Annotated in this window: 10 protein-coding genes; 6 read left to right on the top strand and 4 right to left on the bottom strand. The window is 59.3% G+C overall.

The features are described from left to right. Positions 1-282 precede the first annotated feature (282 nt). The 3 genes from OUZ30_RS11010 to OUZ30_RS11000 form a co-directional block, all read right to left on the bottom strand. Complete coding sequence (locus tag OUZ30_RS11010; protein ID WP_266182369.1) at positions 283-1,170, bottom strand: hypothetical protein; 888 nt, start codon at positions 1,168-1,170, stop codon at positions 283-285. Between the two features lie 254 nt (positions 1,171-1,424). Next, on the bottom strand, positions 1,425-2,540 hold the full coding sequence (locus tag OUZ30_RS11005) for a hypothetical protein (protein WP_266182368.1): 1,116 nt from the start codon (positions 2,538-2,540) through the stop codon (positions 1,425-1,427). Between the two features lie 297 nt (positions 2,541-2,837). Beyond that, complete coding sequence (locus tag OUZ30_RS11000) at positions 2,838-3,728, bottom strand: right-handed parallel beta-helix repeat-containing protein (protein ID WP_266182367.1); 891 nt, start codon at positions 3,726-3,728, stop codon at positions 2,838-2,840. Positions 3,729-4,813: 1,085 nt separating this feature from the next. Here OUZ30_RS11000 and OUZ30_RS10995 point away from each other — a divergent pair. Next, the gene (locus OUZ30_RS10995) at positions 4,814-6,997 is read left to right on the top strand and encodes a choice-of-anchor tandem repeat GloVer-containing protein (protein ID WP_266182366.1); all 2,184 of its coding nucleotides are present in this window, start codon (positions 4,814-4,816) and stop codon (positions 6,995-6,997) included. Positions 6,998-7,596: 599 nt separating this feature from the next. Here the strand turns inward: OUZ30_RS10995 and OUZ30_RS10990 are convergent. Then, positions 7,597-9,765, bottom strand: a complete 2,169-nt coding sequence (locus tag OUZ30_RS10990; protein WP_266182365.1) for a choice-of-anchor tandem repeat GloVer-containing protein — start codon at positions 9,763-9,765, stop codon at positions 7,597-7,599. A 690-nt stretch (positions 9,766-10,455) separates the two neighbouring features. On the opposite strand from OUZ30_RS10990, the gene OUZ30_RS10985 reads away from it, so the two are divergent. From OUZ30_RS10985 to OUZ30_RS20445, 5 genes are all read left to right on the top strand, one after another. After that, a complete protein-coding gene (locus OUZ30_RS10985) occupies positions 10,456-10,755 on the top strand; it encodes a hypothetical protein (RefSeq protein WP_266182364.1) in 300 nt (99 codons plus the stop codon). 980 nt (positions 10,756-11,735) lie between these two features. Next, complete coding sequence (locus OUZ30_RS10980) at positions 11,736-13,916, top strand: choice-of-anchor tandem repeat GloVer-containing protein (RefSeq protein ID WP_266182363.1); 2,181 nt, start codon at positions 11,736-11,738, stop codon at positions 13,914-13,916. Positions 13,917-14,366: 450 nt separating this feature from the next. Continuing rightward, positions 14,367-15,599, top strand: a complete 1,233-nt coding sequence (locus tag OUZ30_RS10975; protein WP_266182362.1) for an FG-GAP repeat domain-containing protein — start codon at positions 14,367-14,369, stop codon at positions 15,597-15,599. A gap of 154 nt (positions 15,600-15,753) precedes the next feature. After that, positions 15,754-16,029, top strand: a complete 276-nt coding sequence (locus OUZ30_RS10970; protein WP_266182361.1) for a hypothetical protein — start codon at positions 15,754-15,756, stop codon at positions 16,027-16,029. A gap of 65 nt (positions 16,030-16,094) precedes the next feature. Next, positions 16,095-16,523, top strand: a complete 429-nt coding sequence (locus OUZ30_RS20445; RefSeq protein WP_425601496.1) for a DUF4279 domain-containing protein — start codon at positions 16,095-16,097, stop codon at positions 16,521-16,523. Positions 16,524-16,816 lie beyond the last annotated feature (293 nt).

The following is a 16,816-nucleotide window of genomic DNA, read 5'->3' as shown; positions in this document are numbered from 1 at the left end:
GCCTGCCTGCTTTCTTTTCGCTTACGCCGCAGAAATCACTTGTCGCGGTCTGATGGGCCAATCGGCAAGCTGCTTAGGCCTGTTTCCGAGCCAATGCGGCCACTTCGTGACACTTCATGTGTGGCTACAGGCCGGCGCGCTTGATCCGGTTATGCGCCGATGGTTAGCCGGGCACAGCGCAGAAAAACTCTTGGTGATCACGAGTGCTGAGTTGGAACGTTCGATCGTGGCCAGGTATTAGAGGCGGACTCGTGGGTCGTTGCCGGTTAAATCAGAGGTTGATTAGTGATGCACCGTAGGTTTGGGCGCAATGGCGAGGCCAATCACCCAGCCTACATAAAAACGGATATCGATCGTGTACTCACTCCATGAGTAGATGACCAGGGGTTTGGACGCAAGCAGCAGCGTCAGTTGCAGTAGCCCCGTCGAAACGAGCCATATCAAGGCGATCACGGTCGTCAACTTCACGCACTGCGAAAGATTCCATGGCTCCTTGGACTTTTGTTTGCTGATAAAGCCTGCGAGAAGAATGCACGCGCAGGGGACGGTGGTCGTGAATATGTCGTTCCAATCCCAATCAAAAATGACGCCAATGAGAGGGATCGTGAGTAGGGCAGCGAATAGTGCTGGGAAGCTTAGCCATCGCGTTTTGTGCGCGCATAGCCAGGCCACCGTCACCATGAACGGAATGCACGACCACTGCAGGACCTCCTCGATCGCGGAGGCGAGGCTGTCCCTCCCTTGATTATGCGCATTGGCGGCCGACACATAGCTGGTAATGGCTTCGTGCACGAGCACGGCCAGTACCGCAAAACTGAAAGCGGCGAGCGTTGCATGGGTCGTAGTTCGATGTCGGTGGGCAAGATCGAGCCTCATGAATCGTAGCCGCTCCGTTAGAGGTTCGACGAAGAAAGCCACGATCGCACCAACGAACAGCACTGACCCGGCGGTGGTCCAGCTGAAGTGGTGGACGACCGTAAGCAAGCCCTGCCAGATAAGCTCTGGGGAGGCGGAGCAGATGGCAACCCACGTCGCAAAGAAGAATAGGTTGACGGCATCGACGAACGGGGAATGCCCGCTTAGAAGATGGGGCGAGTCCGCAGGGCCGGCGTGGGCTTGGCGTTGGCTCTGATCTGAGGCGGCGCCAGCTTCATCCGATGGAGGTTTCATCGTCGCCCTCGTCTTCGAGTAGCGCTCTAAGGCCAGGGTGCCATCGTAACTGAATCGAGTAGGCATGCCGAACCCAGTGGGGGCAGGGTGGCCTTAGAGGGAAAGCGTGCCTTGACCGCGGTTTGTTTCGCCGACGAAATCAGGGGGCGGAGTCGAGTTTCGGGAAGAGCGCGCTCTGACATGTGTTGTCGACGCCCGTGCTGACTTGTCCATGGCGCCGCGCGTGAATGGAGATATGCCACGTGTCAGCCAGTTCAGGGTGCACGCCTGACCGAGGCATAGGGATCAGCCACCAACACCGTGAGCGAAGCCGCCGCCGCGAACACAAAAAAACGGTAGGTGTCCGCCGGGAAAAACAGCATATGTAGTGCCACGAAACTCAGGCAAATGGTGATCATCGGGGCCGTGTCATCTACCGTTCCGCGAGCTCTCTTCAGCAGCAGCCAAGCCAAGGCGAGTCCGAAGATGACAAAATGGGGTTGCTGGGTGAAGCCAAAAGCCGTTGAGATATAGGGCCGGATGTAGTCACGCAGGGCGTGTGACGAAATCAGTGTGGCCGGATACGGCGTCTTGTTGATGAATGACATGTTGAACAAAGTCAGCCATCCATAGCCGCCGTTCGATTTTGTGGCGAACAAGTAGAGCGCGCCGGCAGCCATCGCGGACGCTACAGACACCGTTTTCCTGCCATTTACGAAGGTGTATGCCAGCACCAGCAGGGACAGTAGCAGGGCGTCGGTCCTGACCAACGGGAGCAACGCTGCCAGGATGAAGACCAAGGGGCTCTTCTTGATCAAGGCATAGACCGTCCATAGCGAGAAAAAGCAGGCCATGGCGTCGGGGGTGGACAGGCGTGCGATATCCAGCAAGCCACAAGCGAGGACGATAAAAGGAATCCACCCTATGGGCGCGCTCAACCTGACACTGAGAGCGGACAACAGCAAGACCGATAGCGCGGCAAACGTGGCGCTCACGATATGAGTGGCCTCGGGGTAGTCAAAACCCAAGGCGTGCACAACCTTGAGCGACTGTATGTACAACACGCGAATGCTGTAGAACGGCAATTGCTGCTGCAAGGATGTTGGGTCGCGAAATACCGTGGCCCGGTAGTCGCCCTGGATCATTTGATCGAAGGTGGCGGCGTCGACGGCGTTTCTCAGGCTACCGTAGGTGGCCTCATTCAAACTGGCGCCATGGTGGCCGTCCGAGCTCAACGCGACAGCGACATAGCCGATCTCGTCCCAGTTGTTGTAGGGCTTCTTCAGGCCAATAGCCAGGACGGCCAATGCGGTAAGCAAGGTCAGGGCCAAGCCGAACGGGCTTAACAAGACGCGCTGACCGCCTGGTCTCGGGTGTCCATTCGCTTCCATGGAGATAGCCTATAGGAGATCGCCTGGCGGGCACCATGCCGTTGTGCTGGCTTAAGCTTCTGGTGGTCCAAGGCAGTGGTATTGAAAACCGCCGCAGGTGTAAGCCCGGCGTGGATTCAAATCTTCGCTCTCTCCGCCGGAATAAAAAAAGCCCCTGATATTCAGGGGCTTTTTCTTTTTCTGGCGTTTTGATCAGCGGTTCTACCGACAAACAGTAATCACCTCTGTGGTTCCGCCATTAGCGAGCGCATGAGTCTGCGGTGATCAGTTGATCATGCGCCGTAGGCTCTGAAAGTGTTACTGAACCAGGGCGGCCCCATTCGGCGCGCCGGGTGTGGTGTTGCCGGCCGAGAGGTTGTTGCCGGCCGACTGAACGCTGCCGCCGCCCGATCCGATACCGACACCGTTGTTGAAGAGGCTGACATTTGAGATGGCAACTGAGCCCCCCGTCGACGCTTGGATTGCAGTGCCGTTGAAAGCCAGGGCGCTGTCGGCCATGTTGATATATCCCACGGAAGCATAGACGCCGTAGGTTTTGTTGTTCTGAAAGGTGGAATGGGTGATATCGACAACACCACGCATGGTCTGTACGCCCACGCCAGCTCCCTGGATGGTCACGTTTTTCAGAAGCGCCACGACTGGCCCCGGACCCGACGTGCTATCGATCGAAACGCCTATGGCGCCACCCGTCATGACCGAATCCAGCACCGTCACATAGGTCGGGGACGTCACGGCTATTTCGACGTTATCCGCGGTAAACCCCTGGAAGGTGCAGTGATCGATGATGACTTTGCCCGCGCTCTGAATCAGGACGCCGGAAAGCCCGCTTCCGCTGCCGTGGAATTCCAGATTGCGCAGGATGACGGTGTCAGTCGGGCCAGCGGCAATGACAATGCCGTTGGTGCCGGCAACGAGGATGCTTGCCAGCTCGCCGCCGCCGCTGAGCGTGATGGCTTTGGTAATGGTCAATGCGCCAAAGCCACCCGGATCAAGTACTGATATCTCGCCTACCGCCGTCGTTTTAGCAATGGCTCCTGCAAAGGTTTTGCAAGGTGCGGTTCGGCTGCAGGGATTGGCGTCGTCGCCCACTCCCGATACCCAGGTACGCGTTGCTTGTGCATGTGCCGTTGCCGCGAATCCAAATGCGACGACGACGGACAGCAGGACTATCTTTAGAAAACGCTTCATGGAACTTCCCCTGTAGGTCAAAAAGCGCCAACGTCCATGGGTCCGGGACCTTAAATCTGTCGAAAGGCCGGGTACATGGACGCACTAGCTTTGTCGGTCGCAGAGTGTCGCGCCGACAAGCAAGGATATAGAAAACTTATAGAAAACGGGACGGAGGTCGCAAATCTGACGATTCCAGACCATGACAGAGGGCGCCTTGGGGCGACACGTCTCAGCAGTGACGCCTATACATCCTCGCCGAGAACAGACGGACGACGGCTAAGTAGGGCTTCCCTTTTAGGTCCTAAGCTCCCTTTGCGCCCTTTCATGCTTAAAGGTCCGGGGCAAGGCGCGGACTCTATCCAAGTCTTGAGCCAAGAGGGGGCACATGACGGGTATATGCCTCGGCCGGGCTTATATTATCAACGGGTTTGCCTACAAAAAGACGTCCAGCTGAATGCAGCACTGTGATCATTAATTGCTAGAGGTTCTGCTGGTGCATTGGCCGCTTCCGACGGCGGACATTAGGATTATTCGGTAAAGGCAGCGACTTCGGATGGACCGCAAATGGATGCGTTCGAAGTCTACGATGCAGACAGCAGCGCCTGTCTCCGATTCCAGAGTCTGGTTCCACGTGGCCTTACGGGCTACGACGGCTGCCAGTTCATTGCTCGCTTCTCGTGCAACCCTGTTAGTGCCGTGGTTCGGGTTTACGACGTCAGGTCCGACAAGTTGTGCGATCTCTTTTTCGAGATGTCGGAAAATTGCCGTGGCTGGACTGGCGCGAACGATCGTGAGTCCATGGAAGGGCATTTGCGTCTTTAAGCTGTCGATCGACTGCGCTCCGCCGACCAGTGCTACGGCGACGAGCCAATGCGTCTGCCTCGTCACTTCTTGAACAAGGCCGTGGGCTAAGCGGTGGTCATGCTGGCGTTAGACGAGTGCGGTCGGCCCGTGCCCTCCGAGGTGCGCCTCAGGATCCTGGTCCCTAACAGGAAGATGCCCTGACAAGTACTTGCGCTGACCGCGACCCCTCGTCACTATCTGCCGGACAGTGACTTGTGACGCCATGACGCCACACTAGAAAGTCAACTCGGGGGAATGAGATGAGCAGATCCGTGGTGACGCCGAAGTCGGCGTGGTGGCGCCGTGCGCCTCTGTCGGGCGTGGGTGCTTTCGTACTCGCGTTGGCCTGTCTAAGCGTGCCGGGCACAGCTTCGGCAACGTCGGGACACGTCACGGTTCTGGCCAACCTGCCAGGCAATTTGGAGCAACCCAACGGCCCCATGGCCCAGCCCACCGGCCTGGTGTGGCATCCGTCCGGGGTGTTGATCGGCACGGCAGCCATCGGAGGTACGAACGGCACCGGCGGCCTTTTCATGGTGAAGCCAGTGGGCGACGTGGGCACGTACTCGGATCTTTTTCCGCTCACCACTAGCCTTGGCATGATGGAGGAGGTCAACAGGACAGCGAATCTCATGTCCGCACCGACCCTGCTGCTGGATGGCAATGCGAACATCTATGCGTGGAGTTTCTCCGACGGCAACCTCAGTTCCAGTGTCAGCGGCGGAAGCCTATTCAGCGTGACGTTGGCGGGTACCCCATCGACGATCTATCACTTCGTGCCGTCGACCGGCACCTCGCCCGTGGAAGTGTTCATCGGCCCGGACGGCAACTTCTATGGCCTCGCGAATGCTGGCAGTACGTTCAACGCCGGTGTGATCTTCAAGCTCACCCCCGATGGCCAGGAAAGCGTGATCTATACGTTTATTGGCACGCCGCCCACGGGATTGGTCCTGGGAGCTGACGGCAACTTCTATGGCATCGGTCCGGCTGGCGGCTTCATCTCCATCGGCAATGGTCAGTTCCAACAACTGCCGGATGTGATCTTCAAGGTCACACCCGCGGGCGCCTTTTCCGTCGTACATGCCTTTGACGCGCTCGACCCCAATCGCCGGAACAACGATGGTTCCGCGCCCAATAGCCTCATCCCCGCGGCTGACGGCAATTTCTACGGATCCACCGTGCTCGGTGGCAACACGGGTGGTGGCACGGTTTTCCGCATGACGCCAGGCGGTCAATTCGCTGTGTTGCACACATTCGACAACCTATTTGTCGGCGGCGGTTATCAGGCTCGTTCGCTACAGATGGGCAACGATGGCTACCTCTATGGTGTGACCTTCGGCGGCGGCACAAACGGCGGCGGCACGGCATTTCGTTTGTCCACGGCTGGCGTCTATACGACCTTGCACGACTTCAACAGCGAATGGGCCCGAACGCCGACCAGCCTGATCGCCGGCCCACAGGCGCGTACGTTCTACGGGACGACAATGCTTGGCGGTCAGCAAAATGCCGGCACCGTGTTCAAGATGGTGCTGGCGGCGAAAAAGAACGATCTGGCAGGCACGGGCAATGCGAACATCCTTGCCTATGGCGCGGGAGCATTGACCAACGGCCTGCCGGCGAGCGATGGCTCAGTGCAGGTGACAGGCACATCCGTGGCGGCGGGTTATTACCCCGCGACCACCGGCGACTTCAACGGCGACGGCGTTGCCGACATCCTCTGGACTAGTCCCAATAACGATCTCTACATCTGGAACGGCCGAGCCGGTGGCGGTTTCTCGCCCTACTATGTAGGTACGTATCCGGCGGGCTGGAGCGTGGTTGGTGCCGGCGACGTGGATGGCGATGGCGAGGAAGACATTTTCTGGATCAATGCTTCCACGCATCAATTTGCCTATTGGCTGATGAGCAACGACACGCGCATCGGCTCGCACACGGTATCGTATACGGCGGGCTACTATCCCGTGGCCATCGGCGACTTCGATGGCGACGGCAAGACCGACGTACTGTGGACGAGTGCCAATCACGACCTGTGGCTATGGTCGAGTACCGGCAGTGGATTCAATTCCCGCTACATCGCGACCTATCCGGCAAACTGGAAAATCTCCGCCGTTGCCGACATTGACGGCGACGGGGTGGACGACCTTGTCTGGAGCACCACCGATGGATCCCAGTGGGGCTACTGGCTGCTGCATCCGAATGCGAGCCCCACGGTGGTGCCGATGGCGGTACCTGCCGCCGTGACGGGATACTCCCTCGCGGCCGCGGCGGACTACAACGGCGATGGGCGAGCGGACATCCTCTGGCAGCATGGCACGCAGCTCGCGATGTCAAAGAACGCCGGCAACTGCGGCAATGCGGCGGGTTGCACGTGGATAACCTCAAGCGTGCCGATGACTGTGCCGGCGGGTCAGATGCTCCTGAACACGGGTGTCGCGCACCCATAAGCGTTCATTGCAACGCCTCACCCTACGAAATAGCGGACCCGCACGTAGGGTGTGTTCTGGCGAAGTAGCCAATTCTTGCGATCAAAAACATAGGGTCAAAAACTGGGGGGCAGAGTGGATTTTCCCTCTGCTTCTTGCTTCCGTGAGGGACTGCTGAAGTGCACCGTGACCCCGCTTTCGCCTGTTTTGGCCACTATGCCATCGGATAGTGTCAATGTTTGCTCCCGACCCAGAGCGGACCTCGGGTAGGAGCCATGTTGAAGGGTATCCTGGACGGTGAGCGACCCACTGTCGTCTTCCGTCAACTCATCTCCGCAGACCCGTCTATCGGGAACGTCTGACTTGGAGAGCTGCTTTGGAAGGAATTTCCAGGGCTGTCGGGTGAAGCCATGCAATTGACCAGGCACTGGCGCGGTCCGGGCAAGACGCAGGGGCTGTCTGACGAAGATTTCGACGCGCTGCTTCGTCAGCTGCTCGTCGAAGCTGGATCTGATGCGATCCTTTTCTGAGCAGCGGTGCGGCAAAGCCTTCGTCGAGATCCGATGGCGCAGTGAAGTCCGGCGATGAAGCGGGCGCGCCCGCTCCATCGCCGGAGGCCCTTATGGCGTGTTAGGAACGTTGTTCTTGAAGAAGATCGCGCCCGCTTTGGGTGGGGCGAGCGTGCTTGGCGTGAATGAGCAGCCGATGTCAGGGCAATTGACGTTGTGGTCGTTCGTCCAAAGGGTCAGCTGGCTGCCATTGCTCCACACCAAGTCGGCGCGACCGTCGCCGTTGTAGTCGCCAACGGCGACAATGCTCCAGTCCGTGCCATTGGTGTTGGCCACCGAAGTGGTGAAAAAGCGCGTGATACCGGACATCAGCCAGTAGCCCCAGCGGGTGTTGTCGGTCTTCATCAAGACCAGGTCGGTCTTGCCATCGCCGTCCAGGTCCGCGGCGCCCACAACCTTCCAGCCGGCAGGAAAGGCTCCCGCATAGGTCGAGGTAAAGCGCGTGCTGCCCGTAGTGCCGTTGCTGGACCACAGGTACAGGTCGTTCTTGGCGCTGCTCCACATCACGTCGAGCTTGCCATCACCGTCGAAGTCGCCTTCCGCGATGGGGTAGTAGCCCGGCGTATACGACGTGATGAACGTGCTCTTGATGGTCGTGCCGTCCAGGAGCCAGTAACCGAATTGATGCGTGCTGTCGTTGATCCAGTAGAGATCGACCTTGCCATCGCCGTCGATGTCGCCCGCGCCAGTCACCCTCCAGCCGGCAGGATAGGTTCCCATGGAAACCGACGTGAAGCCGTTGCCGCCGTCTTTGCCGCCCAGCCACAGGTACAGGTCGTTGTTGGCGCTGGTCCAGAGGATGTCTTGAAAACCATCGCCGTTGAAGTCTGCCACCGCCACCGGGTAATACCCGCTGGCCACCGCCATCGACACTTGCTGCGCGCCCAGCATGTTAACGAGACGAGCGTCGAGCGTGCTGCCGCTCAGCATCACGATGTCGTTCGGCGCCATGTACGGATAGCGGAAGACCGTGCCGGCCCCATTGGCGCCGCCAACCGCGGCCGTGCCATAGAGGTTGTTGTCTGAGCCCAGCACGAGCGCGCGTGGATACTGACCGTCCGACTGCCCCGATGCACTGAAGCTGTAGAGGAATTGGAACGACGAGCCATCCGGCGCCATCTTGAAGATCGTACCCCCTTGACCGCTCCCGCCCGAACCGGTCGTACCGTACAGATCGCCGTCCTTGCCCAGCACCAGCGGGCCGTTGGGTCCCCAGCCCGGCTGCTTGGCCAACGCACCCGCACCGAAATCATGCAGCGCAGTGAACGTCGTGGTGACCGGATCGAAGCTGTAGATCAGGCCCGCACCGTAGGTGCCACCCGCGCAGAAGACACCATAGAGCTTGCCGTCGGTACCCGCCGTCATGGTGCCATCAGCATTCGTGAGGTTGGTGGAACCACATCCGTTGCCTGCACTCATCGCCGGAAGCGACAGGACCTGCGAGATGCCGCCACCTGGAGTGACGCGATAGATAACGCCCGAGTTGTTGTCACCACCGCCGGACGTCGTACCGTACAAATTGCCGTCGCTGCCGGCGACCAGCGACCCACTGGGCGAGACACCCGAGACCGCGCTGGACGTACCGAATGTATAGAGCAACGTGAATGCGCCCGCGGGGCTGATCGCGTAGAGCGTGCCTTGGCCCATCGAGCCACCGGAGAACGTGACGCCGTAAAGCGTGCCATCGGCGACCTGCGTCAGGTTCGTCATCGGGATGGCGCCGTCACTGTTGAACATGGTCTGGCCGTTCCATGTCTCGTCGGCGAAGGTATACACAGTGGCGAACTGGCCGGTGGTGGTGAGGCTGTAGACGGCACCGGCCGGCACCGTAGCGTTTGATGTGGTGACCAGTGTGCCGTAGAGCTGGCCGTTGCTCGCCTGCATCAGGCCGCCGAATGGCTGCTGTTGCGCGGCAGGATTGAAATCATAGAGGTCCGTGTAGACGCCCGCATGAGAAAGGCGGAATACGCCGCCAGAGGGCGTGCTGTTGCGGGAGAATGCCGCGCCATATAGATAGCCGTCATTGCCCTGCAGCAGGTATCCCGTCGGTCCCCGTAGGCCTGTTCCGCCCGGCAGGCTCACCAACACGGTGGGAGCCGTCGTGGTTGCGCCAGCGGATAACGACAGGACGCCTCCCAGCGCTGCAATTATCCACGCGGCGATGCGCTTGTTACGCAAGGCGCGCGGGCTGACCGATTTGCACTGATGCATCCGTTCCATGTTTTCCCCAGTGTCAATGATGTGAAGGTGCGGCATGGCCGCTCAGACAAGCGCGTATCGGCGACGCAAGGCAAGGACGATCTGCTTCCACCCGCGAGGGATCGACGGATGCCCCATCCGTGACCTCGCAGGCAGATCGCCGAGCAAGTGGCTGTGTCCCTTCGCTAGCTTGAATCGCACAGGGAAAATCGGCTCGCAACAAATTGCGAACGCCTGCACTGCAGTAAGTCGACTTCCCCCCGCGGGAAATCGTGTCATGCCGCAAGCTGCCGTCGCAAGTGTCGCCGATGGCAGGGGTACGCCGAGGGCTTGCATCAGCCGCGCCCATGGCATGACAACATGGACGTCTATTTAATGGGTGTGTCCAGGCATTTGTAGTCTTGGGAATACTTAGACGATCTTTCAGTTTGAGATTCGGGAAGCGGCGGCAAGAAGGCTATGCATGCTGCCGTATTTCCCGGCTGGCTGGACTGCTCTGATGCGTTGATCAACGCCGAAGCCACACCGGGGGCTATCGCGGTCGGGATGCCTTGCTCGCCGGCGAACCATCTACGATAGAGGTCCGGCGCCAAGGTCCGCTTCCGACTGCGGTTTCAGCCGATCGATGCAACACTCCTGCCGCTCGCGCAGTCTTCAGTGTGTTGCATCGACCGGCTGAATCCGCAACCCGAAGCAGACATAATCACGCACATGACTAAGGTCCTTGCCGCTATTGCGCTCTTTGGGTTCGTTGCCGCCTGGTGTACGGCGGTCGTAGCCTGGTTTTCCGCCATCGTTTTTGCGGTGAAAGCCGTGCGCCGAACGCAAGCTGGAGTTCGGCTTTGGGGGCGAGAGACGCTGTGGAATCCAGCAAACGCCCTTCTCAATCCTCAGTTACTGACGGCCGAGGGATTGGCTTATCGCCGGAAATGCTTCATCGCCATTGGGGTATTTGTCGCGTGTATTGGCGTTCCGCTATTGGTGGCGGCAATCACAGGTAACCTGAAGTGATCGAACGTCCGCTCCCGACCCGGAGCAGACTTTGTCGAGATACCAAGTCAGGGGCGTATGCGTTCATTGCTTTGACAGGATTGCTCTTGGTCAGCGGGGTTGCCGCAGCTTCACCATGCGACTTGGTCTTGCATCTTGTAAGCGTCTCAATGCCGCTCCTGCACCGCCAGGCGCACGGTCCGTACAGGAGCTTCGCGGGTCATGCAGCGCTCGAGCAGTTCGCTAAGGATCTACAGGCCCAATCCCCTGAGAAGGACTTTCAGCGATTTGCCGCATCCCCCTATAGTTATACGTTTGTCGCCAGAGGAAGCCCTGACTCCTATACCTTCTACTTTGGGCTCAAGCCCTTTCACGGGCGACCGGTAATTGATGAAGGTACGGCCTGCAAAGTGGACAAAGCTGACATGAAAGTCGTGAGGGTTGCGCCTTATTGAAAGGCCCGCTTACTACCCGAAACCGACATCGTCATGTCGTCGGTAGACATGCTTTCAGGTCGTTTTTAGAGCCACGCGCGAACGGCGGCAGCTTGGGTCTACAGGGGGATAATACGCATCGCCCGGGTGCGCGCCTGTCGGATCGCGAGGGGCTTGCCCGTAGAAAAGGCCTTTTGGCTATCGCCCAACGCCACAACGCCGCGCGGTACCCATGTATTTGGATGTCCGTTTCGTGGGCCATGGGCCGAAACGCGCTTTGTGGCGTGCCGTTGATTGTCGTCACCCGACCCATCGGCGCCTTGCTGACCAGGCCATGCGGCCGGTGGCGTACTCGTTGGGCAAGGGAATAGGCCGCCCACGGGTGGCGAGGTTCGACGAGGGCACGATGGTCATGCATTCGGAGGTGCGCTGGTTGCCTTCGGGGCCGAAACCCTTTGGGTTGGCTCGACCGTACTTGCGCCCTTAGTGGCGCGTCGTCATTATTTGTGTCGCATTGACTGGCGCCGCATGGCGGCGCACAAGAACGTCAACTCAAGGGGATGAGGGATGAGCACAACTGGAATGACGCCGAGCTCGGCGTGTCGTCGTCGTGCGCGCGCATTGGCCACGGGTGGCGTGGTGCTGGGATTGGCTCTCGCAGGCGTGCCGGAGAGGGCGATGGCCGCAGCCTCACGCGTGACCGTACTCACCAATCTGCCGGGCGCCATGTATGCGCGCAGCGGCCCGCTCGCCCAGCCCACGGGCCTGGTCTTGCGCCAGGACGGCCTGCTGGTCGGTACGGCATCCAGCGGCGGCACTGCCGGCAATGGTGGCCTCTTCACCGTGGCGGCGAATGGAACCTATGCGGAGATGATGTCGCTCCCGAGCAGCCTCGGCCCGCTCGAGGACGTCAACCAGACGTCGAGCATCATGTCAGCGCCCACCTTGCTGCTGGATGGCAGCGCCAATATTTATGCCTGGACCTTCGCCGACGGCTCCGGCGGTGTCGACTACTCGGGTGGAAGCCTGTTCAAGGTATCGCTGGCGGGCAGCGTATCGACGCTTTACCACTTCGTGCCGGCGACAGGCACAACGCCAGCGGAAGTGTTCCAGGGCCCGGACGGCGCCTTTTACGGGCTGGCCGTTGCCGGTGTCGATTTCAACGATAACGTTATCTTCAAGCTCACGCCCGACGGCCAGGAGAGCGTGCTCTACCGTTTCCCCAATGCGCCGCCCACCGGCCTGGTCATGGGCGGCGACGGCAATTTGTACGGCGTCCGTCCCGCCGGCAACCAGACCGTGGGCGGGCAGACGGTGTCGCTGCCCGACGTTGTCTTCGAGGTCACGCCCGCCGGTGTTTTCTCAGTGCTGCATGCTTTTGCTGCACCGGACGCCAATGGTCACAACGCCGATGGTGTGATGCCCAACGATCTGATCCTTGCGGCGGATGGCAATTTCTACGGTTCGACGATCCTTGGCGGCAGCACCGGCGGTGGCGTCGTCTTCCGTCTGACACAGGGCGGCCAGTTCACCGTGCTGCACACATTTGACTTCCTGCCTGGCTACAGCGACGCCTCAAATGGTGGCTACCAGACGCGCTCGCTGCAGATGGGCCTCGACGGCAACCTCTACGGCGTCACCTATTGGGGCGGTGCGAACGGCTGGGGTTCGGCGTTTCGGTTGACGACATCTGGCATCTACTCCACCGTGCACAGCTTCGACCGCAGTACCGCCGCCAAACCCACCAGCCTGGTGCCGGGACCGTTTCCGCGCACGTTCTACGGCACGACGGACATTGGTGGTCCACAAGATGGCGGCACGGTCTTCCAGATGGCGCTGTCGACGAAGAACGACCTGGGAGGCACGGGTTATTCGAAGATCATTGCCTCTGCACCGGGGTCATTGGCCGTCGGTGGGTTGACTGCCACGGGTCTCGTGCAGACGACGAACAAATCTGTCGCGGCGGGTTATTACCCGGTGGCCACGGGCGACTTCGACGGTGACGGCTCGCAGGACGTGCTGTGGACCAGTGCCAACAACGATCTCTATATCTGGTATGCGCACGCCGACGGCACGTTTACCTCGGCCTATGTCGGCACCTATCCGGCCGGATGGCGCGTGGTGGGTGCCGGTGACATTGACGGTGACGGCCAGGACGACATCCTCTGGATCAATTCTTCCACGCATCAGTTCGCCTACTGGCTGATGAAGGGCGCCACGCGTGTGGGCTCGCACACGACGTCCTACGCGGCGGGCTATTACCCGGTGGCGTTCGGTGATTTCGACGGTGATGGCAAAGTCGACGTGTTGTGGTCGAGTGCCAATCGTGACCTTTGGTTATGGTCGAGCACGGGCAGTGGGTTTGCTTCGCGATACATCACGACCTATCCGGCAAACTGGACCATTTCGGCGGTGGCTGATCTCAATGGCGATGGCGTGGACGACCTCGTCTGGACCAATACCAACGGAACGCAATGGGGCTATTGGCTCATGCATCCCAATGCAAGTCCCGGCGTGGTGTCGCTGCAGGTACCTGGTTCGCTTGCTGGATACACCGTGGTCGCGGCGGGCGACTACAACGGGACCGGCGTAGCAGACGTGATCTGGCGGAAAGGCTCGCAGTTCGTCGAGTGGAACAACCTGGGCAACTGCGCCAATAACGGCGCGTGCCCGTCGCAGACCACGACCATGCAATTGACGCTGCCGGCCGGATCGACGCTTCTCAACACGGGCATTCCGAGCCAGTAACGCCTCTAACGCAGACACCACGATCGATACTTGTCTGAGCATTGAGACGCTCCCCTCCATCGAGGACATCAACAGCGACTGGCGGCTCTCAGTTCTGCCAGTCGTGCCCGAAGCCTTCCAGTCCTTATCGCTGGAACAGGGCTGTGGTCAAGATGAGACCAGGTAATCCGCAAAGGTACGCTTGCGCAGTCTTCAGTGTGTTGCATCGACCGGCTGAATCCCCAACCCGTAGCGGGCAAGGCGAGCGCGAAATCCTGGCGGCAGCCAAGGCGTGACCGGAGCTTGGCAGAGGAGGTCAATCCACCGTGTAGAGCCGCAGCGGCTGTTGTCACCTCCTTGAGGCGAAATATCTTGCGGTCATTTTCGGGGGTTGGACGTCTATTTGCCTGTAGACTACGGACGGCCATTTTGTCGGAGCGCGCGTTCCGGCGGCCTAAAAGGGGGGGGCTTATGACTGACGTATCGGGTCGGTTCGGCGGACACCTGTTGATTTGTCTACTCTGCGTAACACTGAGCACTATCGTGCATGCCAGCGGCGCAACGCCACCGAAAGCGTCATTTATTCCTAGTCCCGGGTCTAACCCGATAATTCAGGTAGGGCTTCAGGTCAGCACGCCTATTCCAGGCAGTACTCACGTGCCGGGTGATTTCAATGGCGACGGAACCTCGGACATCCTCTGGTACAACGCATCACTGAGCCAGATTGGCTATTGGACGATGACTGCGACAACAGTCGGCGTTCCGACTACGGGCGGGGGCGTTACGCGCACCGGTTTGCACTCGTACAACGTGACGCCGGGCTATCAGGTCAGCGCCGTTGGAGATTTCAATGACGATGGCTATGCCGACCTGGTCTTCACCAGCGCCAATAACGACGTCTGGTTGTGGACGAATGACCAGCATGCTGGCTTTACCTCGACCAAGATCGGGACGTATCCGGCGGGGTGGGCGCTTGTGGGTGCGGGGGACATCGACGGCGATGGTTATGACGATCTGTTGTGGATCAATCAGGGCACGTGCCAATTTGCCTATTGGACCATGCGCGGTGCGGTTCGCACGGGCTACAAGATCATCAACATCGCCTGCGGCTACATCCCCATTGCCATCGGTTACTTCACGCCGACGAACAGGCTCAGCATTGTCTGGACGAGCCTCCAAAATGACCTTTACATCTGGGACAGTACGCCTACGGGTTTCAACGCCTACGACCTAACCGGCTATATCAATGGTCCCTTGTCCAACTTCGCCGTTAGTTGGGCTTTTGGCGGCGGCTACATGGGAAACGGCATCGGCATTGAAACCTATCAGCAAAATGCGGTCGGCTCGCCGAATCCCGTGGGCCAAGGCTACCTATTTTCGCGATCGTTCGACGCGCAGGGCAACCAGACTGCAATGACGAAGGTCCAGAGTTGGAGTGGCAATACGGGGGGCGGCGTCGGTTCCGGTGGCTACATCATCGAAGGCAACGGCATCAATGCCACCGGCCTCTATCTCTGGAATCCAACGACGGCAAGTACCTATACGATAAGTACCTACGGTCTTCCCGCGTCCAACGCTACATCGTCTGGCGACGCTCCAGATCCGGTGGTTGCAGCAGGTTCCGGCGATGCATGGAGCTACCCCACTGGCTGGACCATCGTGGGTACTCCCGGGTGGTTTTGCCTATCTTGCTCGCAGCCGTAATAAGCAGGAGACCGGAAGCCATCCAATCGAGCCGTCTTTCGCGTTGGATGGCTTTCTGAAGAGCGAATGGTCTGCTCCCGACCCTAGGCCGACACCTGAAAAGCAGCTTCTCGCGACCTAATTAGAAGATGAGGCGGAAAAGGAGTGGTGAGTCATGTTGATCCCAGCTAATTACTTGGCCTTGGCGTTGACCATCCTCGCCTTTTTCCAGTCCTTACGTTTACCGGGGTGGTTTGACCGATGGAGAGACGGCATAGGCTTGGGCCTGCTCTTTCTATCGAGTGTCGCGATATTGGCGCTCGTTTCTCCGCGAATACGCCGCGCCGCCCTAGAAAAATCTGGACGCTGGATGTTCTACCCCAGCTTCCTATTCATCGTTTTCTACGCCGTTTGGAGCTCCTCCCTGATCTTCTTCCCGATCAGTGAGTAGGGTAAGGTCCGCTTCCGACCCGAAGCAGACCTAATCGGGATCTCACTGCGAGGGGTACTTTGCACATGGTTCAAAGGGCCATGCACACATACTCTGTACAACTCAGGATTAGCGGGGCGGAACTCTGTCCCGATGAAATCACCGATCAGATCGGTCTTGAGCCTAACCAGGTGAGACGAAAGGGGCAGCCGAGAAGCACAAAAGAGTTATGGCCCGAATCGATGTGGTCCTACGATGGCTCTTCTGACGGCCAGGTAAGGGAGTGGAGCAACCTAGAGGAAGGACTGTCATCGGTCATGGATGCCCTTTGGCCCAAACGCGCGTCAATCGGAGCATATTCACGCCACTTCCATGTTATTTGGTGGTGTGGCCACTTCCAGTCCAGTTTTGACGGCGGCCCGACCTTATCTGTTGCGCTACTAGAGAGGCTGGGTGAATTTGGCGTTCCTCTATATCTCGACAACTATTTTTCGGATGCGGACGAAACCGAATAGCGTGTCAACACGAGGTCCGCTCCCGACCCGGAGCGGACACTTTCCCTTGCTGCAAAAAAAAAGCCGCCCATTCTTATGCGGTTATCGTCGGCCATCTATCGCGCATCCAGGGAAATGGTGTCCGTCGGCTGGTCCGTTGGAGGATGATGCGCTATGGCATGGCCCGGCAGACAGCCGCGTGCGAGTGCCTCTACGCGCGCTATTGGCTCTTCAAGTTGCAAAGGGCTGGCGTCTGAGAAAGGATGTACATCACTTGCGCAAGCACCACGGCGTCAAGTTGATTGCCAATGGTT

Origin of the sequence: Dyella humicola, from assembly GCF_026283945.1 — a bacterium.
Taxonomy (GTDB): Bacteria; Pseudomonadota; Gammaproteobacteria; order Xanthomonadales; family Rhodanobacteraceae; genus Dyella; species Dyella humicola.
The sequence above is the reverse complement of the archived record's forward strand: the minus strand, read 5'-3'. Positions and strand labels throughout refer to the sequence as shown.